At 63.3% G+C, this 23,350-nt stretch carries 15 protein-coding genes and 1 tRNA gene; all 16 read left to right on the forward strand.

The window, feature by feature from the left end:
* The first annotated feature begins 535 nt into the window (after positions 1 to 535).
* The 16 genes from HMPREF2928_RS05280 to HMPREF2928_RS05355 all read left to right on the forward strand — a co-directional run bounded on the left by HMPREF2928_RS05280 (position 536) and on the right by HMPREF2928_RS05355 (position 22,858).
* Positions 536 to 610: transfer RNA gene (locus HMPREF2928_RS05280), tRNA-Val, on the forward strand.
* 105 nt (positions 611 to 715) lie between these two features.
* The gene (locus tag HMPREF2928_RS05285; protein ID WP_049347458.1) at positions 716 to 1,564 is read left to right on the forward strand and encodes a PD-(D/E)XK nuclease family protein; all 849 of its coding nucleotides are present in this window, start codon (positions 716 to 718) and stop codon (positions 1,562 to 1,564) included.
* A gap of 356 nt (positions 1,565 to 1,920) precedes the next feature.
* Complete coding sequence (def, locus tag HMPREF2928_RS05290; RefSeq protein ID WP_049354595.1) at positions 1,921 to 2,526, forward strand: peptide deformylase; 606 nt, start codon at positions 1,921 to 1,923, stop codon at positions 2,524 to 2,526.
* 6 nt (positions 2,527 to 2,532) lie between these two features.
* Positions 2,533 to 3,501, forward strand: coding sequence for a methionyl-tRNA formyltransferase (fmt, locus tag HMPREF2928_RS05295; RefSeq protein ID WP_070687554.1), 969 nt, complete (start codon positions 2,533 to 2,535; stop codon positions 3,499 to 3,501).
* A complete protein-coding gene (locus HMPREF2928_RS05300; RefSeq protein WP_070687556.1) occupies positions 3,498 to 5,453 on the forward strand; it encodes an RsmB/NOP family class I SAM-dependent RNA methyltransferase in 1,956 nt (651 codons plus the stop codon). The genes fmt and HMPREF2928_RS05300 overlap by 4 nt, the downstream gene beginning before the upstream one ends.
* Positions 5,454 to 5,507: 54 nt before the next feature.
* Positions 5,508 to 6,209, forward strand: a complete 702-nt coding sequence (rpe, locus tag HMPREF2928_RS05305) for a ribulose-phosphate 3-epimerase (protein ID WP_070687558.1) — start codon at positions 5,508 to 5,510, stop codon at positions 6,207 to 6,209.
* A 334-nt stretch (positions 6,210 to 6,543) separates the two neighbouring features.
* Entirely contained in the window at positions 6,544 to 7,617 is a 1,074-nt protein-coding gene (locus tag HMPREF2928_RS05310; RefSeq protein ID WP_070687560.1) for an ABC transporter substrate-binding protein, read from the forward strand.
* 126 nt (positions 7,618 to 7,743) lie between these two features.
* Positions 7,744 to 9,747, forward strand: coding sequence for a peptidase (locus HMPREF2928_RS05315; RefSeq protein ID WP_070687562.1), 2,004 nt, complete (start codon positions 7,744 to 7,746; stop codon positions 9,745 to 9,747).
* 178 nt (positions 9,748 to 9,925) lie between these two features.
* Positions 9,926 to 10,963, forward strand: coding sequence for a plasmid partitioning protein (locus HMPREF2928_RS05320; protein ID WP_070687564.1), 1,038 nt, complete (start codon positions 9,926 to 9,928; stop codon positions 10,961 to 10,963).
* A 145-nt stretch (positions 10,964 to 11,108) separates the two neighbouring features.
* Positions 11,109 to 12,176 (forward strand): FecCD family ABC transporter permease, encoded by a 1,068-nt coding sequence (locus HMPREF2928_RS05325; protein WP_080974469.1) that lies wholly within the window; start codon positions 11,109 to 11,111, stop codon positions 12,174 to 12,176.
* Positions 12,176 to 13,282, forward strand: coding sequence for a FecCD family ABC transporter permease (locus HMPREF2928_RS05330; RefSeq protein ID WP_070687566.1), 1,107 nt, complete (start codon positions 12,176 to 12,178; stop codon positions 13,280 to 13,282). The genes HMPREF2928_RS05325 and HMPREF2928_RS05330 overlap by 1 nt, the downstream gene beginning before the upstream one ends.
* On the forward strand, positions 13,282 to 14,124 hold the full coding sequence (locus HMPREF2928_RS05335; RefSeq protein ID WP_049349016.1) for an ABC transporter ATP-binding protein: 843 nt from the start codon (positions 13,282 to 13,284) through the stop codon (positions 14,122 to 14,124). The genes HMPREF2928_RS05330 and HMPREF2928_RS05335 overlap by 1 nt, the downstream gene beginning before the upstream one ends.
* 530 nt (positions 14,125 to 14,654) lie before the next feature.
* Complete coding sequence (locus HMPREF2928_RS05340) at positions 14,655 to 16,043, forward strand: enterochelin esterase domain-containing protein (protein WP_070687568.1); 1,389 nt, start codon at positions 14,655 to 14,657, stop codon at positions 16,041 to 16,043.
* A 267-nt stretch (positions 16,044 to 16,310) separates the two neighbouring features.
* Positions 16,311 to 18,011, forward strand: coding sequence for a (2,3-dihydroxybenzoyl)adenylate synthase (locus HMPREF2928_RS05345; protein WP_070687570.1), 1,701 nt, complete (start codon positions 16,311 to 16,313; stop codon positions 18,009 to 18,011).
* A gap of 66 nt (positions 18,012 to 18,077) precedes the next feature.
* On the forward strand, positions 18,078 to 18,305 hold the full coding sequence (locus HMPREF2928_RS05350) for a phosphopantetheine-binding protein (RefSeq protein ID WP_005507422.1): 228 nt from the start codon (positions 18,078 to 18,080) through the stop codon (positions 18,303 to 18,305).
* A gap of 242 nt (positions 18,306 to 18,547) precedes the next feature.
* Positions 18,548 to 22,858: a non-ribosomal peptide synthetase gene (locus HMPREF2928_RS05355; RefSeq protein WP_210399873.1), complete on the forward strand. Its 4,311-nt coding sequence runs from the start codon at positions 18,548 to 18,550 to the stop codon at positions 22,856 to 22,858.
* Positions 22,859 to 23,350 lie beyond the last annotated feature (492 nt).

The raw sequence follows: 23,350 nt of genomic DNA on the forward strand, positions 1-23,350 counted from the left end.
CCGGTTCAAATCCGGTTGGGGTCACACTAGAAATAAACCCTCAGTCTTCTGGCTGAGGGTTTATTTGTTTATCCGGTAAAGACTGGTTTTAGATTCTACGGTGCCGCCGTGAGCCTCTCACGGCGCCGCTCCTTACGTCGCGGCACTCCGGGGCATGATGGATTTCCTCGCGCGCTCGGCATCATGCCCCTCCGTCACCGTTACAAACCGGTTGGGGTCACACTAGGAAAAAAGCCTGGTTTCTTCGGAAGCCAGGCTTTTTTGTTTATCCAGTGAAACCGGACTGAGATTCGGTAATGACTTAGCGACTTCAGCCATGGTTAAAAGCTATCCCTCAAAACGCTAACCCAGCCCCAAAGTCCGTACCTCATGACCAGAGTTCATAAGTCATTACTGAACCTGCAGTCACCTCTGGTGGGATGATCTTTTAGATTCCATGGTGCCGCCGCATACTCCTCGAGAAGGGAACGGGAAGAAAAAAGGCGAGCGCAAAATTTGACCTTCACGCCAAGCCTCGGTATAGTCTTATCCGTAAGCGTGATTGGCGCAGTGGTAGCGCGCTTCGTTCACACCGAAGAGGTCACTGGTTCGAACCCAGTATCACGCACCAATAACCCCCGTTTCAAGGAACGGGGGTTTTATTATGCCCACCGGGTCAAACCCACCGGCAACAGTCCACCGCAGCGGACACAACCACCCGAGAATGAGGTACCCCGTGACAACACCCGAACTCGCCGCAGCCACCGACTACGGACGCATGTACGCGCGCGTCCGCGGAGGAGAACCCCTCGTCCCCTCTATCACCACCGTCATCGGGCAGCACGCCAACGACCTCAGCGGCTGGCACGGGTACATGGCCGCCAAAGCCGCCCTCGAAGACCAGCGCGCCTACCGCGCCACCGGATCCCACGGCCTCAAATTCGCCATCATCCGCGACGCAGCCAGCGCATCCGAACGATACCGCGACGCAGCCGCCGCCCGAGGCGACCGCGTCCACAACTACGCCGAAGCCGTCGCCCTGCGCGCCATGGGCCGCGAACACAACCTCGACGAAAGCCGCGAACAGCTCATCATCAACGGCGAACAAGCCTACGCCGACCGCTTCGACGAATGGTGGGAAGCGTTCAAACCCCGCCCCCTCGCCGCCGAAGTCACCATCTGGAACGACACCGTCGGCTACGCGGGCACCCTCGACCTCGTCGCAGAAATCGCAGGCCGAACCTGCATCATCGACTACAAAACCAAAGGCACCGACAAACGCGGCCGCGTCAAAGCACTCGACGAAAAGGTCGTCATGCAGCTCGTCGCCGGACTCAAAGCCGAAGAATCCATCGTCGACCCCGACGAAGGCACCTGGGAACCCTGGAAATACGGCGACGCACCCGTCCTCATGGGCGTAGCCCTCGGCGAAACGCAGGTGCTACCGCAGCAGGCAAACCCCGCCGTGCTTGAACGCAACTGGTACAAGTTCTGTGCCCTGCGCCGCGTCTGGGAATTCGACCGCCAGGTCCAAGAATTTGAAGACCCCGCGCTCATGCCCGTAGTGCCGCCGCCCGCGGCATAGGCCAGTACCCCCGCCGACTAGAAGACTGGGTGGCATAGGGGAGTAGCGGGTAGAGGGGAGAGGCTCAAACCCCTGGGGGAGATGAGCCCAGGGGGGGTGAGGCTCAGCCCTCACCCTGCCGCCTCCACCCCCAGCGCCTCGATTCGTTCTAGATTCGCGCTACTGAATCGGCGACAATAGAACAATAGACAGAACAGCGCCCGCGCACCCGCTGTGAAGAACCCGCTACTGGGAGAACCCTCCTGCCGAGAGAGCCCGCCAGCGCAGTTTTACCCGCGAGGTTCTATCGGTGCAGTTCTGCCGCCATATTGAAATCCGTAAGCACATTCCCGGCACTCCGTCGGCAAAGGAGAACCATGACCATCCTGAGCATCCGCACCGTAGGCGACCCGGTGCTGCGCAGCGTCTGCGACCCCATCACCGTCTTCGACGACGACCTGGCACGACTCATCGACGACATGCTAGAAACCATGTACGACGTGGGCGGCGTGGGCCTTGCCGGCCCGCAGATTGGCATCTCCAAGCAGATTTTCACCTTCGGCGGCATTGACGACCGCGAAGGCTACATCATCAACCCCGTGCTCGAAGTCGGCGAAGAAGACCAGGAAGGCGGCGAAGGCTGCCTGTCCGTGCCCGGTCAGAAGTCTGCGACCCCGCGCAAGAACTGGGCGCGCGTGACCGGCGTGGACCGCCACGGCGAACCCCTCGTGCTGGAGGGTGAGGGCCTGTTCGCGCGCATGCTGCAGCACGAGACCGACCACCTGCACGGCAAGCTGTTCATCGACCGCCTCGTGGGTGAAGACCGCCAGCGCGTGATGCGCGCCCTGCGCGCCGCAGACTACAACACTGTCGCCGCGAAGACCGTGACCGAGCGTGCAACCCGCGTGGGCGGTGCTTTCGGCGGCGGTGGCGTGTTCGGCGCCGGTTCTGCCGGTTCCTCCTTCGGTAGCTTCGGAAAGTAGACTCACATGCTCAATATCATTTACGCAGGCACCCCCGACGTTGCCGTGCCCCCGCTCGACTACCTGGCGAACTCCGATAAGGTGCGCGTGGTCGGCGTGATCACCCGCGAAGACGCCCCCGTGGGCCGCAAGCGCGTGCTCACCCCCTCCCCGGTCGCGCAGCGCGCCGAGGAGCTCGGCCTGCCCATCGTGAAGGCAAACCGCTGGAACGACGAAGCCGCCGCAGCCATCGCTGAGCTGAACGCTGACGCAGCCGCCGTGGTCGCCTACGGTGCCCTGCTGCCGCTGCCCGCGCTCGAATCCCTGCGCTACGGCTGGGTCAACCTGCACTTCTCCAAACTGCCCGCATGGCGCGGCGCCGCCCCCGTACAGCGCGCCCTCATCGCCGGTGAGCAGGAAATTTTCTCCACCACCTTCCTGCTCGAAGAAGGCCTGGACACCGGCCCCACCTTCGAACAGGAATCCACTCCCGTAGCCGCCGACGACACCGCAGGCACCGTGCTGATGCGCCTCGCAACCAGCGGCGGCGCACTGCTTGAACGCACCTTCGAACGCCTCGAAGCGGGCGAGAACGGCACCGTGCAGGTCGAGGACGACTCTGTTAGCTACGCCTCCAAGATGAGCATTGCCGACGGCCGCCTCACCTGGACCGAACCCGCCGAGCAGATCCTGGCACGTTTCCGCGGCGTGACCCCCGAACCCGGCGCATGGTGCGAACTGGGCGAAAACCGCTTCAAGATTGGTGGTCTGGCGGTTGCCGATGAGCGCCTGGTGCAGTCCCTGACCGAGGCGAACGGCGGCCCCCTCGCACCCGGTGCGGTGCGTCTGCACGCGAAGAAGGTACTGGTCGGCACCGGTACCAAACCCCTGATGCTGCTGCAGGTTCAGCCTGCCGGTAAGAAAATGATGGATGCGCCCGCGTGGGCTCGCGGCGCTGGCAAGGACATGGCGGAAGGCCTGGTGGTACTCGCATGAGCAACGAAAAGCGCCCTTACAAGGGAGGACACGGCAAGCCCGGTCACGCTGGTAATGGCAAGCCCGGCAACGGCAAGTTCAGCCAGGGTAGCGGCCAGGGTGAGGGCGGTGCGAAGCGTAAGCGTCGCCGCCGCTCCGGTGCTGGCAACGGCTCCGGTTCGGGTGTGAGCGAGCAGAACCGCCAGCAGTCCCAGAACCAGCGCTCTCAGGGCCGCCCGCAGAAGTGGGACGACAACTCCCGCGGCGAATCGCGTACCGAATCGCGCACCGGCCGCCGCTTTGACGGCCTGACCAGCGTCGAACGCGCCGCACGCCGCGCTAAGACCGAGCACGACGACACCAAACGCGGTGGCGGCGGCACCTCCCAGCGCAATAAGAGCGGCCACGAACGCAACCGCCGCTCCATGTCCGCCCGCGAATTCTCCGCGGCGGCACCCTCCGCACGCTCGCGTACCGCAGACACCGCCCGCGCAACCGTCTTCGACGTACTGCGCTCTGTTGCCGAATCTGATGCCTACGCGAACCTCGTGCTGCCCAAGGCGATTCGTAGCCACCGCCTCGACCACCGCGACGCAGGTTTCGCCACCGAGCTGACCTACGGCACGCTGCGCCACCAGGGCACCTACGACGCAATCCTGCGCCACTGCGTGGACCGCCCCCTCGAGAAGGTCGGCACCACCACCCTGATTGTGCTGCGCATGGGTGTGCACCAGCTGCTGAATATGCGCGTTCCCGCCCACGCGGCGCTGAACCAGAGCGTGTCCCTGGCGCGCGAAAAGATTGGTGCGGGCCCGGCAAGCTTCATTAACGCGGTGCTGCGCCGCGTCTCCGAGCGCACCCCCGAAGAGTGGTACGAACTCATCATCGAGGACGCGAAGGACGACACTGAGCGCATGGCGCTGCTCGCCTCGCACCCCGGCTGGATTGTGCGTTCCATGCGCCAGGCACTCGTCGCGCACGGCCGCCCCGCCTCCGAAATTGAGCAGCTGCTCGAAGCGGACAACCTCGCCCCCGTGGTGAACCTGGTTGCGCTGCCCGGCCTGGGTAGCCTCGACGAGGCACGCGAACAGGGCGCAGTCGACGGCGAGCTGGTTGAAGGTTCGGCACTGTACGCCTCCGGCGACTTGGCACGCCTGGAATCCGTACGTGAAGGCACCGTCCGCGCGCAGGATGCCGGCTCCCAGCTGGTGGCACGCGCGCTCGCCGCAGCACCCCTGGACGGCACCGACACCGCCTGGCTCGACCTGTGCGCAGGCCCCGGCGGTAAGGCGGCGCTGCTCGGCGCGCTCGGTATTCAGCGCGGCGCATCCCTGGTCGCCAACGAGGCGGCACCGCACCGCGCGCAGCTCGTGGAATCCTCCATGCGCCCCCTGCCCGAGGACAGCTACACGGTACTCACCGGCGACGGCCGCCAGATCCGCGAGACCCTGCGCAAGAACGCCTCCAGCCTGCCCGGATCCATTGAGCCCGGTCAGCTTTTCGACCGCGTGATGGTGGATGTGCCCTGCTCCGGTCTGGGTGCCCTGCGCCGCCGCCCCGAGGCGCGTTGGCGCAAGTCCCCGCGCGATATTGCCGAGCTGCTGCCCCTGCAGCGTCAGCTCCTGGATGCAGCCATTGAGGCGACCCGTCCCGGCGGCGTCATCGCCTACGTGACCTGCTCCCCGCACGCGGCAGAAACCCAGAACATTGTTGCCGAGGTGCTCGAAAGCGGCGCGGTCAGCCTGCTCGACTCCGCCGCCGCACTGCGCGAAGTCGCCCTGCACACCGACGGCGCGAACGGCGAACCCGTGAGCGTGCTGGCGGGGGAGAAGGACCCCGGTCACACCCCCGAGATTAAGGTCAAGAAGGGTGCGCCGGTCGTGAAGGCTTCGGAGAACCCGACCACCGCGCAGCTGTGGCCGCACGTACACGGAACCGACGCCATGTTCCTCGCCCTGCTGCGTAAGAACTAGCCGCTTCACCGCCTAGCATCACCCGCCATACGGCACGGATTTGAAAGGAACCCCATGGGTATTGCCATTAACCCGTCGATTCTCTCGGCGGATTTCGCGAACCTGCAGCGCGAGCTGGAGCGCATTTCCACCGCAGACGCCGCGCATATTGACGTGATGGACAACCACTTCGTCCCCAACCTCACCTGGGGCCCGCCGGTGGTCAAGCGTCTGCGCGAAATCTCCCCGGTGCCGTTCGACGTGCACCTGATGATTGAGGACGCCGACCGCTGGGCACCCGAATATGCCAGCATGGGCTGCGAATCGGTGACCTTCCACGCGGAGGCGGCTATCGCCCCCATCAAGCTGGCGCGCACCCTGCGTGCTGAGGGCGCGAAGGCGGGTATGGCGCTGCGCCCGGCAACCGCCGTGGAACCCTACCTGGACATGCTCGGCGAACTGGACATGCTGCTGATCATGACCGTGGAACCCGGCTTCGGCGGCCAGGCGTTCCTGGACGTGACCCTGCCAAAGATCGCCCGCGCCGCCAAGGCGATTGAGGGCGCGAACCTGCCGGTGACCGTGCAGGTGGATGGCGGCATCACCGAAGAGACCATCCTGCGTGCCGCGGAGGCGGGCGCAACCTGCTTCGTTGCCGGTAGCTCGGTCTACGGTGTGGATGAGGCGCTCGGCGGTCCGGAGGCGGCCATCGCCTCCCTGCGTGCGGCGGCAGCCTCGGTCAAGCGTTCCGGCGCCGGTTGCGGTTGCGGCTGCTAGCGGTGCTCGCCGGTAACGGCGCCCCGCATCTATAAACATCAACGCCCCGTTGCGAAGATTGCGCCCCGTCGCGGCTCTTCGCGGCGGGGCGTTTTGCGTGCCATGCTTTCTCAACCGCCGCAGATTTATAGCGAGGTATCAGCAGGGGAGAGATACCTGTTTAAGCGACATAGTGTCAGCAAGACTATGACAAAGGGTGATATATGTTACCCCGCGCAATTCCGCGGCAAAACCGGGTATCCTGGCGGTCAGAGAAGGCAAACAGAACACATCTTGATGTAACACTCAGATATCTGTAAGGTTAGGTATAGTTTAGTTAAATCTAGGGGGAACTATGTCTTTCAACCGAACCGAGCTGACCGACGCCGAAAACCACGGCGCATCGGGCGTTAACCGCCGCGCATTCTTCGGCCTGGCGCTCGCCTCCTCGGCTGCTCTCGCCCTCGCGGCATGCAGCAGCGAGACCACCACGACCACCACTTCCGGCGGTTCCACCTCCGGCGGCAACAGCGGCACCCGCACCATCAAGGACATTGACGACGAGAACGTAGAAGTTCCCGCCAACCCGAAGAAGGTTATCGTCCTCTCCGAACCCACCCTCGACGGCCTGCTCGCCCTCGGCGTGACCCCCGTCGGTTCCGTCTCCGGTCGCGGCCAGTCCGGCGTGCCCAACTACCTTGCCGACCGCGCCAAGGGCGTGCAGATTATCGGCACCGTCGCCCAGGTCAACTACGAGCAGATTGGCAACCTTGATCCCGACCTGATTCTGGTCGACTCCACCGGCGTGGACAAGCGCTCCGAGGCCTTCGAAACCCTCAAGAAGATCGCTCCCGTCGTCTACTGCGGCTACGCGGGCGGCGACTGGCGCATCAACTTCCGCAACGTCGCCAACGCTATGAACATGGTCGACAAGGGCGAAGAAGTCATCAAGGCATACGAGTCAAACGCCGCAACGTTGAAGGATCAGCTCGCCCCCAAGTACGGCGACAAGACCTTCTCCATCGTCCGCTGGGCAGGCAACGGCCCCGCCCTGATCCTCAAGGAACTGCCTGCCGGCCAGGTACTCAACGACCTGGGCCTCAAGCGCCCCGAGGCGCAGGACCGCAACGGCCAGGGCCACTCCGAACCGGTCTCTCTGGAGAACCTGGCAACCATCGACGCGGACTACATGTTCCTCGGCACCCTCGGCGGCGCAAGCCAGAAGAACCCGAACGCACAGGGTACCGCAGGTCTGCAGGGCGCTGAAGAAGCACTGAATAAGGCGAAGGAAACCTCCGGTTTCACCAACCTAAAGGCAGTCAAGGACGACCACGTGATTCTCGTGGACGGCTCCAAGTGGACCTCCACCGGCGGCCCGCTGCTGCTCGAGGGCATTATCGAAGACGTCAAGAAGGCGCTTCCGCTCTAAACATCCCGTTCTAAATACCCTGTGAAGCAATCACCCGCTGAAGCTTCCGCCACCCTTCTCGCCGCGACCTAAAAACCGCGGCGGGAAGGGGATGCACGACCCACCACACCATCCTCAAGGACCACAATGACCGAAACTCGACCCGTGCGCACCGCAGCCCGCTACGGTGCCGTCGTGGCTCTCGCCGGCGCGCTCATCACCCCCGGAGCAGCGCTGACCGGCTCCACTCTCGCATTCGCGGATACTCCCGCCGCCACCCAGCAGGAAGCTAAGGCTGCCGTGACCATCTCCACCGAGAAGTGGCGCGAAGGTAAGCTCGTGCTGCGCGGCACCGGCTTTACCAGCACCGCACCCGGTCGCGGCGCAGTGTTCGCCGTGAAGTTCCTCGACGCCCTGCCGGATGAAGCGCACCAGGCGATTAACCCGATCACCAAGAAGGGCGGCAACTCGCCCGCGAACTTCATGGCAACCGCCAAGGAGGACGGCACTTTTGAGGTTGAGGTGTCCCTGCCGACCCCCGAAAACACCGGTCTGACCGCTGAGCAGCTGAAGAACAAGGGCTGGACCGTGGAGGGTACCAGCCACCGTATTCAGGTGCTTTCCGGCTCCCTGGGTGGTACGGATGCGGACGGTAACACCTACGACCGTCGTGCATCTGTGTCGCAGAATATTACGCTGAGCGACCCTGCTCCGAGCCCGGCACCGACCGCAGAGCCCAGTGCAACTGCAGAGCCTTCTGCGACTGCCGAGCCTACCGCTGACCCTAGCGCAACTGCAGAACCCACCCCCGCACCTACCGCTGAGCCCAGTGCAACTGCAGAACCCACCCCGGCACCTACCGCAGAGCCGACCCCCGCGCCCAGCGAAGACTCGAAAACCTGCGCCCCCGCCGATGACTCCTTCACCCCGCGCCTGACCATCGAGAACCCCAAGGCGGTTCAGGGTGGCAAGCTGCACCTGACCGGTGACGGCTGGTGCAACCCCGAAGACAAGAAGGCATCCGTTATCGGTCTGAAGATTGACGACGGCAAGGTATCCCGTAACGACGCCACCGCGGTCAACGACAACCGCACCATCTGGGCTATCGTCACCCCCGACGAAAACGGCCACATCGACGCCTGGATTGACCTGCCCACCCGCGATAACGCAGCTTTCAAGAATGACGAAGACGCGGCAAAGTACGCCTCCGGTGAGCACACCCTGCGCCTGCTGACCGGTAGCCTGCGTGAGGGCGACCGATCCGGAACCTACGGCGGCGCCAACAGCCAGGGCGGCATCAACACCACCTTCACCATCGGTGAGTACGCCCCCGGTGACGCACCCGAGCCGGTCAACGCCTCCGAACTGACCGCTGGTAATGGCGTGCAGGTGAGCCGTGACGGCTCCACCGTGACCGTGACCGTGCCGAACGCTGAACCGGGCACCTGGGTGTACGCCGCAACCTACCTCGGTAACTCCCCGCAGACCCTCTACGGCTCCGGCTGGAAGCGTCTGGATGGCAACCGCAGCTTCAGCTACGAAACCAGCGTGAGCATGCCCGCCGCAACCTACCGCGTGGTTGTGCACAACGGCAACCAGGGCGCTGAAAATGCGGTGCTCGGTTTTGCTGACATGACCGTGGAACGTGCTGTTACCCCTCGTCAGGACGTTTCTCGCGATGAGCAGGACGCCACCGACCAGCTGGTCGAAGAGCTGAACGAGAACCCCGCAACCAGCACCTCTACCGCGCCGGTTCCCATGCGTAACGCGGGCGGCCGCATCAGCACCCGCGCCACCGACGTGGATGCATCCCTCGCCGCGCTCTCGCAGAGCACCGCTCCGGTCGTGAACCGCGTGCAGGCTAAGGCGAAGGTTCAGAGCGCGCAGAAGAACCTGGCAACCAACCTGCAGAAGGCCGACACTTCGGCGAAGAAGGCTGTGAAGGCCGCAGCCGGTTCGAAGAACTCGCAGAACACGCAGGGCTCCCAGAACTCCGCCGCTGGCACCAAGGCACAGGGCCCGACCATTGAGGGTACTGAGCTGACCGGTCTGACCAAGTGGCTGGTCAACAACGCCAATAACCTGTTGCTCTCGGCGGCTGGCCTGGTGGTTTTGGCTGCGGCTCTGCTGCTGCGCACCTCCAAGAAGTAAGCTCTCTGACCACATATTCACATCGGCACCGGTCCACGCTCCACACTTTTGACCCTGCACCCTTGAACAGGGGCGTGGATCGGGTGCCTCCAACCACTCGGGTCACGACCCGCTGAACTGCACCTCCACGAACCCGGTAGCGTTCAGCTTCGACCCCGGTAATTTTGAAAGGACCACCATGCGTGCACCTTTTTCGGGAGCCCCGAAGGCATCCCTGACCTCTAAGGCGCTGACCGCCTGCGCTGCCGCAACCCTGGCGCTGGGCTTGGGTGTTGGCACCGCATCCGCTCTGCCTCCGGGCGGTGCGAAGGCATCGACTCCCGGCACTTCCTCGACCGTTTCTTCGTCTGTGAGCGAGCACGGCGTGATTTCCTTTAGCGTGAGCGGCTTCCCCGCGAACACTGTGGTGTCCGTGAAGGTGGACGACGGTAACCTGTGCCCCTCCGATGCGGCACAGGGCGCTTGCGTGGTGCACCAGCAGAAGACCGATGGCAACGGTAACGTCTCCGGTTCCTTCGTTCTGCCGGATGTTGGCGCTGGCACCCACACTCTGCGTTTCCTTGCAACTGGTGAGAAGCGTGACAAGGACGGCAAGTACCTGGGCACCGAGGCGTACAGCAACCGCAGCCCCGAGTTCACCGTGGTGGGTGAGGGCGGTTCGGATAATTCCTCCTCGAACTCTTCGGGTTCTTCCTCGAACCGCGGCTCTTCCAGCTCGAAGAGCAACGGTGGTTCCTCGAATGGCGGCTCGAACTCTAACAACTCAGACTCTGCAGACGAGGCTCAGGGCTCTAACGATTCCAACGAGTCCTCGTCCAATGGTGGGTCGAACGGCTCCTCGAATGGTTCTGCAGGTGGCGCGGCTGAGGCTGAGACCGTGTACACCGACGCTGACGGCAACACCATCACTAAGGAGGAGTACGACCGCCTGAACGCGGAAGCTGACTCTTCCGGTACCTCCGGTTCTTCCGCTGCGCCTGCTGCTTCGGCTTCTGCAAATACGCAGAAGAAGGCAACCGCTTCGGCGAGCGCATCTTCTTCGGCTGCTGCGCGCGGTACTGCGTCGAACCCGAGCGCTTCGGCTTCGAACTCCGCTAACACCGCATCCACCGTTCAGACCGTGACTTACGGTGCTGCGTTCCCGTGGATTGGCGTGGTGGTTCTGGGCGTAAGCATTGTGGGTGCCGCTGCGCTGCTGCTGACCCGTAAGCGCTAAGACTTAACGTCGGATGCGGGTGGGGGAGTAACCCGCCCGCTCCGGCGTTTCTCTCATTATCTACCGGTGTGCCGGGTGCCCCTCGCGTGGTGTGGGTGCGCCGGGTGCGCCTCCCTGTTTTCTTGTATCGAACATAAGGAGCATAGTGGCCCGCACGAGCTCATTGTCCCGAGATGTTCAGCAGGAGAGTACGTCCCGTCAGGGTTCTGTGATTCAGGGGCAGAAGTTGGGTAAGCGCCTGGCTTTTCTGTTCTTGTTTGCGGTGCTTTTGGTGGGGGCTGTGGCTGCTTCTTTGCTGTTCGGGTCGAATAATCTTCCGCCGGATCAGGTTCTGGCTGTTTTCAATGGCACTGCTTCTGAGCAGGCGCAGACGATTGTGATGGAGCAGCGCATTCCGCGTACCCTGGTGGGTCTTGCGGCGGGTGCGGCGTTGGCTATTGCCGGTTCTCTGATGCAGTCGTTGACTCGTAACCCGTTGGCTGAGCCCGGCCTGATGGGTGTGAATGCCGGTGCTGCGGTGGCTGTGATTGGCTCCGTGGTGGTTTTTGGTGTGATGGGTATTTGGCAGTACATGGTTGCTGCGACGATTGGTGGCGCGTTGGCTGCGGTGCTGGTGTATACGCTGGGTCGTGGCCGTGACGGATCGATTGTGAAGCTCGCTCTGGCGGGTGTGGCGATTTCTGCGGCGCTGTCGGCGATTGCGCAGGGCCTGATTTTGGCTGATCAGGATGCGTATAACGAGTTCCGTGTGTGGGTTGCCGGTTCGCTGGAGGGCCGCGGTATGGATATCGCGTCGACGGTGGGTCCGGTGATTGTGCTGGGTATGCTGGTGGCGTTCTTTGTGGCTCCTGCGATTAATGCTCTGAGTATGGGCGAGGAAGCGGCGACTAGCCTCGGCGTGAGTGTGCGTACGACCCAGAATTTGACGTTGCTGGCGGTGACGGTGCTTGCCGGTGCGGCAACTGCTGCGGTGGGTCCGATTGGTTTTGTGGGTTTGGCGGTGCCGTTTGTGGTGCGTGCCCTACTCGGTAATGATGTGCGCTGGGTGAATTATGGTTCGGCGCTGTTGGGTCCGGTGTGGCTGCTGTGCGCTGACGTGTTGGCGCGTGTGCTGGTGGCTCCGCAGGAGACTCAGGTGGGTATTGTGGCGACTCTTGCCGGTGCCCCGGTGTTCTTGTTCTTGATGACTCGTCGTAAGGTGGAGGCTCTCTAATGTCGAATTCTTCCGCTCTTTCGACGGCGACTGCCACCAGCTCCGCTAATCGTTCTGCGCGTCGTAGCGGCCGAGATTTGGGCGGCCGCCCGGTGTTGACTGTGCGCGGTCCGCTGAGTGCTCAGGTGCCGTGGCGTGTGCTGATCCTGAATGTGGCACTGGTGGTGCTGATTGCGGCACTGGCGTTTTGGGGCATGTTGCAGGGTGATTATAAGCTCGCCCCGGAGAAGGTCATTCCGGCGTTGATGGGTGAGGGTAAGCAGATTGCTGTGACTTTCGCTCAGCAGCGTGCGGCGCGTATTGTGGCGGCGCTTCTGGTGGGTGCGGCGCTTGGTCTGTCGGGTGCGATTTTCCAGGTGATTTCGGGTAATGCCCTGGGTTCACCGGATATTATCGGCTTCACGAATGGTGCCGCGACCGGTGCGCTGTTGCAGATTATTGTCTTCAATTCCGGCCCCGTTGAGGTTGCTCTGGGTGCTGTGGTTGGTGGCTTGGCGACTTCGGTGCTGGTGTGGCTGTTGACGCGCCGCACGGGCCTGCATGGCTTCCGCCTGGTGCTGGTCGGTATTGGTGTGGGTTCGACCCTGGCGGCGTTCAACGCGCTGCTGGTGGTGCGTGCTTCGCTGACTCAGGCGCAGACCGCGGCGTCTTGGCTTGCCGGTTCGCTCAATGACATCACGTGGGAGCGCACCTACGCACTGCTGGGTCTGCTGTTCGTGGTGACTCCGCTGCTGCTGATGCTGGTCCGCCCGCTGGGTGCGATTCGTTTTGGTGACCAGGTGGCATCCGGTTTGGGTGTGAGCGTGAACGCGTACCGTGTGGCGGCTCTGTTTATCGGTGTGCTTCTGGTTTCGCTGGCGACCGCGACGACCGGCCCGATTGCCTTTGTCGCCCTGGCGGCACCGCACATCGCGAAGACCCTGTCTCGTAGCGGCGGGGTGGGGCTTACCTCCGCGGCACTTATGGGTGCGCTCATGGTGCTCGGCTCTGACCTGATTGGCCGATTCGCTGTTCCCGGACGCATCATTCAGGTGGGTGTGGTGACCGGCGCGATTGGCGGCCTGTACCTGATTTACCTGATTTACCTCGAAAGGAAGAAGAGCTAGTGAACGCTAGTGTGACGACCCGCCTTGAAGGCGAGAACATGGTGGTTGCCTACGGTGAGCATACGGTGCTCAACGGGGTAGATTTTCAGGTGCCGGAGGGGGAGCTGACCGTTATCCTAGGCCCGAACGCCTGCGGTAAGTCGACCACCTTGAAGGCTCTTGCCCGCGTGAACCCGCTCAAGGAGGGTGAGGTTCGCCTGGACGGCACCCCGCTGCCGCAGATGAAGTCCCGCGCTATCGCGAAGATCTTGGCGATGCTGCCGCAGACCCCGGAGGCGCCTAGCGGCGTGACCGTGGCGGATGTGGTGGCGCGCGGCCGCTACCCGCACCAGTCGCTGCTGCGTTCTTGGTCTGATGAGGACGAGCGCGCCTGCGTGGAGGCGATGCAGGCGGCGAATGTGCTGGAGCTTGCTGAGCGTCCCATTGAGGCGCTTTCGGGCGGTCAGCGTCAGCGTGTGTGGATTGCCATGACCCTGGCGCAGCAGACCCCGCTGATTCTGCTCGATGAGCCGACCACCTACCTGGACATCACGCACCAGATTGAGGTGCTGAACCTGACGAAGAAATTGCATTCCGAAGGGCGAACGGTAGCCGTGGTGTTGCATGACCTGAACCTTGCTTTCAGGTATGCTACTCATGTTGTGTTAATGAAGCAGGGCCGGATTATCGCTCAGGGTGATCCGCGTGCGATAATTACACCGGAACTTATTCAGGAAGTTTTTGACCTGCAATCGGTCATTATTCCTGATCCATGCACTGGTACCCCTTTGGTTATTCCGAAGGAGAACCAAACAATTCATATTGCCGCTGATGCTATTTCGGCGGCCCGCGAAAGCGAGTAGTTTTCGCCCCTAAGCCGCGTGGGAGTTAGCACCAACCGTCTCAGTACGGGTGGAAAAGCTCGGCACTGCGCCAAGCAGCGAACGTTAGGATCTGAGGGACCCAGGATCCCCTGCGCGTAGGGCGCCTACCCGGTGCTCGCCCGTCTTTGACGCATGAACGGATCCGAGCACTGGGTAGGTTCCATTTTGGGAACCCGCAGATGAGGCACCGAGACTGCCGCATGAGACTTTGAAAGTTGCGACTTGAGAGGTTTGATGCACGGTCTCGGTGCCTCATCTCTTTTAACTTCTGGGCTGGGTCTGGGCTGGTCTTAGGTGGGGCTGGGCGGGGTTGTGGCGGCTTTGTGCTTGGGTTTTATTAGCGTGTGCTCACTGTCATGAATGTCATGTTGTGGTTCTTTTGCTTTTTCCTTTGGCTGGAGTTTGGGTAAGGGATACCATAGAGTGAGGTAGTAGAGGCTAACTAATGATAATGCGCCTCCTCACCGATTCTCACCGATTGAGTGTTTCCACAGACCAAGGAGGAACCGTTGGGCGAGCACGAACCCACCGCGACCGTTCCCGCGCAGAGTATTTCTGCACAGAACACTTCTGAACAGGCTACTTCGGCGCAGCCGCGTACCGTTGCACCGACCGTGCGCCCGACCCCTCCCAAGACCCCGCGCCCCGTACCGGCACCGCGCGTGGACAGCCCCCTCATCAGCGCCATTATCGCCGAGGCGGTCAGCCCCGAAGAGCTGAACGCCCGCATCCTTGAGGTCGTCTCTGAAGGCACCCCCATCATCGAGCCGGTGCACCGCGAAGACGGCAGCATCAGTGAGAACGAGCGAATCGTTACCTTCCTGTACCGCAACGAGCAGGCGGAGCAGGTGCTCATGTTCATCAACCGTCTGACCGATGAGAAGAACCTTGACCGTTCCCTCATGGCCCGCATCGAGGGCACTGGCTGGTGGCAGCTGAGCATGCAGATGGAAACCACCTGGCGTGCCTCCTACAACTTCTTGCCGGCGCTGCCCGGCGAGCGCCCCGCCTGGCTGGGCGATGACGACCAGGTGCGCCTGCGCGCCGCCCTGGACTCCGGCGAGGGCGACCCGCTGAACCCCGAGACCGCGTGCAACCGTATCGGTCGTTGCATGGGTGTGGTGCAGCTTGAGCACGCGCCGGTGCAGGAGTTCCTCCTGACTCAGGAAGAGATTGACGTGCTGCCCGCCCCCGAGTGGATGCAGACCTCTGACGGTCACCAGTATGTGCTCGGTCGCGTGGGTGACCCCGCCCCGGATGCGCCGCTGTTCATCCAGTTCGACGGTGAGATGTGGTTCAGTCAGGGTATGGAGCACACCCTCAACCGCGCCCACGAGGCGGGCCGTATTCCGGCGATGCACGTGTTCTTCCTGCACTCTGGCGGTCGTGAGAACCGCTGGAAGGAGCTGAACGGCGACAACCCGATTGCCGACTACCTGGTAGAGATCGCGTTCCCGCACCTGGAGGCAGTGCACGGCATTAAGACCGCGCCGCAGAACATTGTGATTAACGGTCAGTCGCTGGGCGGTCTGTCCTCCCTGCTGGCGGTGCTGAGCCGCCCGGAGGCGTTTGGCGGCGCGATCGCGCAGTCTTCGTCGCTGTGGCAGCCGCAGGTCATGAACCGCCTGGACGAGCTGGAGGCGGCGGGCGAGATTGATCGCCTGCGCCACCTGCAGCTTGAGATTGAGGTGGGGGAGCAGGAGTGGGTTCTGGTACCGCCTCACCGCGAGCTGAAGGAGCGCCTGGAAAAGCTGGGCCTGAAGAATGCGCGTTGCACGGCCTTCAACGGCGGTCACGATTATGCGTGCTGGCGCGGTGCGATTGTGCCGGCGTTGGAACGTATTATTGCTGCCCGCCGGGAGGCTGAGCGCGCTGAGCGGAGCTTAGCTGAGGAGTAGCGAGAGATCGCCTAGGGATCCTGCACGGGTAGAGCACACCCCGCATGGTGGGCGTGCGCGGTTCCCGTTAGGGTAAACACCGCCGCGCCCGTATCCTAGAGAAGTACAGCCTAAGAGAAGTGCAACACTACCGCGCCGCGAGGGGTGCCGAAGGGTACCCGGCGCAGGTTGCGCACCCGCCCTCATTGACGAGATGGCATCACGCTGCGAACGCACGCAGCACGTGAGCGCTATAGAAACCGCAAACGACACAGAAATCGAGAGAAGATGACCGTAGAACGTAGCCCCCTGGCCCCCACGCCGCTCATCCCCGAGTCTTTTGCCGCGAAGTACCGCGAAGCCGGCTACTGGATTGACCAGACCATCCCCGAGTTCCTGCTGGACGCCTGCCGCGCCAAGCCGCACTTCCCGGCGCTGGTGGCGCTTTCGCACGCGCAGCTCGATGAGAACGGCAAGCCCCAGCAGATTCGCCTCTCCTACGGTGAGCTGGAGGCGGCAGGCCGTGCCGCTGCGGCGCGCCTCGTGAAGGCGGGCGTGCAGCCGGGTGACCGCGTGCTGCTGCAGTTGGGTAACACCGCCGAGTACTTGGTGTACCTGCTGGGTATTTTCTGGGCGGCTGCGCTGCCGGTATTCTGCCTGCCGCAGCACCGCACCACCGAGCTCGTGCACTTCGCGACCCGCACCGACGCGGCGGCGCACGTGTTCTCTTCGCTGACCCCCGGCGCGGATTTCACCGCCCTGCACGAGGACGTTGCCGCCGAGCTGCGCAAGAACTCCCTGGAGCCGCCGGTTGCTATCGACGTTGCGGAGCCGCTGACCCCGCTGACCGAAGAGGAGCTCGCTGAAGAGTTCGTGCCCGGCGTCATTCAGAACACCGAGAACCTGCGTGCGAGCGAGCAGGTGGCGTTCCTGCAGCTCTCCGGCGGTACGACCGGCATTTCGAAGCTGATTCCTCGCACCCACGCCGCCTACCTGTACTCGGTGCGCGGCTCGGTCGATATCTGCAAGCTGAACAACAACACGACCATGCTCGTGGTGCTGCCCGCCGCGCACAACTTCACGATGAGCTCGCCCGGTATCCTGGGCGTCATGTGCGCCTCCGGCAAGCTGGTGTTTGCGGCGGATCCGTCCCCGCAGACCGCGTTCCACCTCATTGAGATGGAGGGTGTGACCACCTCCGCGCTGGTGCCTCCGCTGGCTCAGGCGTGGGTCGCCTCCGCGGAAAAGCGCGGCGTGTCCCTGCCGTCCCTGCAGACCCTGCAGGTGGGCGGTTCGAAGCTGGCTCCGGCGGTTGCGGGCAAGATCGAGTCGGTGCTCGGTTGCACCGTTCAGCAGGTGTTCGGCATGGCTGAGGGTCTGGTGAACTACACCCGCTCGACCGACATGATTGAGCTACGCCTGCGAACCCAGGGCTACCCGATTAGCCCCGACGACGAAATCCTAATCGTTGATGATCAGGACCAGCCGGTCAAGCGCGGCGAGAGCGGCCACCTGCTCACCCGCGGCCCGTACACGATTCGCGGCTACTACCTGGAGGAGAACGCGAACCGCTACGGATTCACCGAGGACGGCTTCTACCGCACCGGTGACATTGTGCGACTGGTCGCAGGCAAGTACCTTGAGGTGACCGGCCGCGCGAAGGACCAGATTAACCGCAATGGCGAGAAGATTGCCGTGGACGAAATCGAAGAGCTGGCGCTGACCCACCCCGACGTTTTTGACGCCGTGGTCCTGGGCATCCCGGATGAGACCGTGGGTGAGCGCGTGGGCCTGGTCATTGTGCCGCAGGAAGGCGCCGACTTGGGCGAAAACCCGCGCCGCACGATGCACGAGTTCTTCACCTCGAAGAAGCTCGCCGACTTCAAGATTCCGGAGCGAGTGCAGGTTCTGCAGGAGCTACCCACCACGAACGTGGGTAAGATTTCTCGCCGCGAACTGCGCGCCAAGCTTGCCGAAATTTTCGGCTAAACCCTTTGAGCTGACCATTTTCAGCTAAACCGTACGCCCTTATTCCTACCCCTATTGAGGAGAAAAATGTCCGCATTTGAGACCCTGCGCCCCATCATGGAGAAGTACATCGTCGAGCCCGACTCCCTGCAGACCGCTTTTGACGAGCCGACCACCGACCTGTTCTCCCTAGGCATGGACTCTATGGGCGCATTCGCCCTGCTCGACGACCTTGCCGCTGAGGGCGCCGTGATTGAGTTTACCGAGCTGGTGGAGAACCCGACCGTGGAGTTCATCGCCTCCCGCCTGGGCTAAGCGTTACCGCACCCCGAGTGCCCGCCTGCCGCGAATGCAGGCGGGCGCCCGGGGTGTTTGCTACTCGCCTCGTTTTTCTTTGCGCCGGTTTTACGCCGTGTTGTGTAGCTGCGTTTACCCTTGTCAGCGCACTTCTGTCAGCGTGAAGCGGCGGGGCAGTAGCCTACCTTTCACACCTACCTTTAACACACCGCATATCATCCCTAATCCAGACCCCTAATCCAGACCTTTGAGAGGCCACCATGGGCGTAGCTGATACTACCGCACCCGCTAGCTTCGGGACTGCTTCCGACCTTCGCACCGCCGCGAACCCCTCCGCACAGCACAGCGCTGACAGCCCCTGGCTACCGCTGACCACCAACGCACGCGGCATCTACTTTGCCGCCGCGATTGACCCGACGAACCCCTGCTACAACACCGCGGAGGTTCTGCAATGCCCCGCAGACACCGACCTCGCTCTGCTGCGTGAGGCTTTTGAACAGCTCTACCGCGAGAACGAGGGTTTCCGCGTGCGCACCCGCATTGCTGATGGTGCCGCCTCCCAGCAGATTCTGCCGGTTGAGGCGTTCCTGTCGGGCATTGACCTGCTCGTGGATGAGGGTGAGCTGAGCGGCACCGCTGAGGCGGGGGAGGAGAACGCCTCTGACCTGCCTGAATCAGCCCTGCCCGACTCTGATTTGCCCGCGCCGGTACGCGCCTGGGCACAGCGCCTGCTCGCCCAGCCCCTCGCCACCGATGAGGGCGTGACCGTGCGCAGCGCAGTGGCGCGTTACGGCGGGTTCCTCTGGTTGTACCATTCCTTCTCCCACGTGGTTGCCGACGGGTTCGCCGCGTTCAACGGCCTCTCCCGCGTGGCGGCGATATACCGCGCCCTGTCCGCCGGTCAGCCGGTTCCGGCAACCCGTCGCATGAGCCTGCAGCAGCTGCTCGACGCCGACGATGCCGCCTCCACCGCCCGTGACAAAGACGTCGCCTTCTGGGAGGCGAGCGGCGCTCTGGAGCAGGAAGACACCTCCCTGGCGGGTCGTACCGCCTCCCCGTCGGCGCAGTCTGTGCGCCTGGCGTTCAGCATTGACGTACCCACCCAGCAGGCCCTGCTGGATGCGGCAAAGCAGCACGCCGTCTCCTGGCCGGTGCTGGCGACCGCCGCCGTCGGCTCGTACCTGGCGCGTGTGGGCGGCTACCCGCAGGCTTCGTTCGGCGTGCCGCAGATGAACCGCATGTTCGCCCGCACCCTGCCGGAGGCGACCCGCGCCCTGGGTACGGCGAGCGCCCAGACCGGCTGTACCGCGGTGAACGTTCTGCCGGTGCAGGTTGCGGCGACCGGCCCCATTGCGGAGTCCCTGCACTCGGTGAAGGAACAGTACGCCCGCAATGCGGAGCATCCGCTGACTCGTCAGGAAGACCTCGAGCGTACCGCGCGTAACGCCCAGTCCAGGCTATTTGGCGCGCAGATTAACGTGGTGCCCTTTGACGCGGTGCTGCCGCTGGCGGCACCCTCCAAGGACGAGTCCGGAGCCGCGGTACCGACCGCGCGCATTCACAATATCTCTGCCGGTCCCGTTGCTGACGCGACCTTCACCCTGCGCGGCATGCCCGGCCGCGGCAACAGCATCTCCTGCGAGATTGACATGAACCCGGCGCTCTACACCGCTAAGGAGCTGGAACGCCACGCCGCCCGCCTGAGCGAGTGGCTACCCGCCTACGCGGCGGAGGCGCAGCGCGAGGGTGCCTCCCTGAACAACCTCGGTTTGGCGACCGAGGCGGAGCTTGCGACCTTGCGCGAGCTGACCGCCCCGGCGCTTACCGAGCACCCGATGGAGTACAAGACCCTGCTGGGTCGCTTCCGTGATGCGGTGGCGGCGCATCCGCAGGCGCTCGCGGTGCTGGATTCTGCCCCCGCGCCCGGTGAGGTGCTCACCCCCGAGTCGGAGCGCGCCTACGCTTTTGACCGCGCCCTCACCTACGCCGAACTGGACGAGCGCGCCCGTGCGCTTGCCGCGCAGCTGCTGGACTGGGGCGTTCGCCCTTCCGACGCAGTGGGTCTGCGTGTGCACCGCGGCGCCGAGCAGTACGTGGCGCTGTACGCCCTGCTGTACGCTGGCGCCACCTACGTTCCGGTGCTTCCTGATCTGCCCGCCGAGCGTGTGGGCGTGATGATGGAGGACGCCGAATGTTCCCTGCTGCTGCACGGCCCCGGTCTGCAGCCCCTGAGCGCGGAAGAGCTGAACCCGCAGGAGCCGCAGCGTCACGCGAACCTGCCGCAGCACACCCTACCGCAGCTGACCATCGAGGAAGCTGTACAGGCACCCGCCGCCGAGGAGCTTCCGGGCACGAAAACCGGCCTGGACGAGGACGCTTACGTGCTCTTCACCTCCGGCTCCACGGGCAGGCCTAAGGGCGTTGCCATCAGCCACCGCGCGATTGATAACCGCCTGCGCTGGCAGCAGCACCAGATTCCGGTGGGGGAGGGCGACCGCGTTCTGCACAAGACCCCCATCTCCTTTGACGTGCACGTGTGGGAGCTGTACTGGCCGCTCGCCGAGGGTGCCGCCGTGGTCATTGCCGCCCCGGATGGTCACCGCGACCCCGCCTACCTGGCGCGCGTGTTTGCCGAGCAGTCCGTCACGGCGGTGCACTTTGTGCCGACCATGCTGTCGGCGCTGACCTCTTCGCCGGCGGCGCGCCGCATCTTGGCGGATGCTGGCTTCGGTCAGGACCGAGAGCAGCCCCTGCGCTACGTGGTCTGCTCGGGTGAGGCGCTGCAGAAGGACCAGGTGCAGGCTGCGGGCGAGGTTCTGGGCGTGTACCCGCTGAACCTCTACGGCCCGACCGAAGCTGCGGTGGACGTGACCTTCTGGGAGACGTCCAACGACCCGCAGCGCGAGAGCGTGCCCATTGGCGAGCCGGTCTGGAACACTGGCACCCTGATTCTTGACCCGACCGGCCACCCCGTGCCGGTGGGTGTGACGGGTGAGTTGCACCTGTCGGGTGTGCAGCTGGCGCGCGGCTACAAGAACAACCCGCAGGCGACCGCGGCGGCTTTCGTGGAGCAGGCTCCTGCCGGTGCGCTCGCGCTGCTGGACGGTGAGAGTCAGCGCCTGTACCGTACGGGCGATTTGGCGTGCTGGGAGATTCTTCCCGATGGTCGCGCCGTCATTGGCTACCGAGGCCGCACGGACTACCAGATTAAGGTGCGCGGTCAGCGCCTGGAGCTGGGCGATATTGAGATGGCTCTTGCCGCGGTTGAGGGTGTGAGCGCTTCGGTGGCTCTGCTGTACCGCGGTCTGCGTGAGCCTGCCCTGGCGGCGGTGCTGGAGGTCGGCGACGTGCCCGCTGAGCGTGCCGAGCAGCTGGTGGAGGCGGCGCGTGAGCATTGTGCGCAGGTTCTGCCAGACTACATGGTTCCGACCCTGTGGCACACTCTGCCTGCTCTGCCGGTGAGCCCCTCCGGTAAGGCGGATCGCAAGCTGTTGGCGTCCCTGGACCTGACCCCTCAGACTTCTGATGCTGAGGGTCCGCACGGCCTGCTGGAGCAGCAGCTGTGCTCGATCATTGCGGGCGTGCTGGGTCGTGAGCGTTTCGGCGTGGACGAGGATTTCTTTGCCTCGGGCGGTCATTCGTTGGCGGCTCTTGAGGTGATTGCCGCGGTTGAGGAGCAGCTGGGTCTGCGCGTGAGCATCGGTGCGCTTTTTGCACATCCGACCGTGCAGGCTTTGGCGGCGTCCATTGCGGGCGAGCGCGGCGAGGGTGCGGAGTTCGCGCCGGTTCTGCCGCTGCGAGAACAACCTACCGCGCATGACGCTACCGATGCCCCCGCGCCGCTGTTTATTCTGCCGCCTGCGGGTGGTTTGGGCTGGTGCTATGCGGGGTATCTCTCGCATCTTCCTGCTCAGCAGGGTGTGTATGCTGTGCAGGCTGAGGCGTTCTCTGACCCGCAGGCTGGGTTTGCGTCGAGCCTGCAGGAGCTGGCTGAGGGCTATCTGAAGCTGATTGAGAAGACTCTGGCGGAGCGTTCGTTGCCGCGTCGTTTTGCCCTGATGGGCTGGTCTGTAGGTGGTACTGCCGCGGTGCAGGTTGCGGCGTTGGCGCAGGCTGCGGGTGCGCAGGTTGAGCGTGTCATCCTGTTGGATGCGTATCCTTCGGAGCAGTGGCAGGGCGTGCCTGCGCCGGATGAGCAGGAGAGCTTCCGTGCGCTGTTGCGTATGGGCGGTTTGCCGGAGCCTGCCGCTGATGAGCAGCTTGACCTGCCGGGTACGTTGGAGCGTTTGCAGCGGGCGGGTTCGGCGATGGGTTACCTACCGGAGGAGAAGTTGGGCGTGTGCTTGGGTAGTATGCGTGCTTCGGCGGCGTTGATGCGTGGTGCTGAGCAGGCGTTCTTTGAAGGGGACGTGTTGCTGGTGGGTGTGCCGCATGAGGATCAGCCGTACCTGGATGCGGAAGGTTGGGCGGCGCATGCCTCGTCGTTCCGTTCGGTGCTGCTGGAGGGTACGCACCCTGACCTGGTGAATCCGACGCGTCTGGCGGAGGTGACCGCCCACTTCGCCGGCTAACCCTCTATAACTGATGTAGCCCGGAGGTAATAGTCGTTACCTCCGGGCTACATCGGTTAAAACATGCATGCGTGTTCTTATCATAAAGAGTATCTTTTAGGTGATTTTAGTCATATAAAAGATTTGTGTAAAAAATTATCGGTACACAAATGGCGCAAAATGCCAAATTTTACAGACCTTATTATACACATACACTCTTAAATTTTGTGACACATGACTCATTTGTTGCTTGAAAAGACTCCTTAATGAGTGCTAGATTGTAGCCACCTCTTAAATATGATTCCGATTACATAGACAGGATTCGCATCTAAGAGAACGACTTGGTATACACCAGGTCTTGAAACGTATCTCACTCATACAGAAGGACATCCTTCTCAAAACACTAGGAGTTTACGATGAAGCTCTAGAACATTCTCCTAGTAGTCATGACGCTGCAGACCCCCTGTGTATTGTCTGCACATAGCGGCTTGATCCTTTCGCCACGGGTGCGCT

This window comes from Rothia sp. HMSC072B04 (genome assembly GCF_001813725.1).
Taxonomy (GTDB): Bacteria; Actinomycetota; Actinomycetes; order Actinomycetales; family Micrococcaceae; genus Rothia; species Rothia mucilaginosa.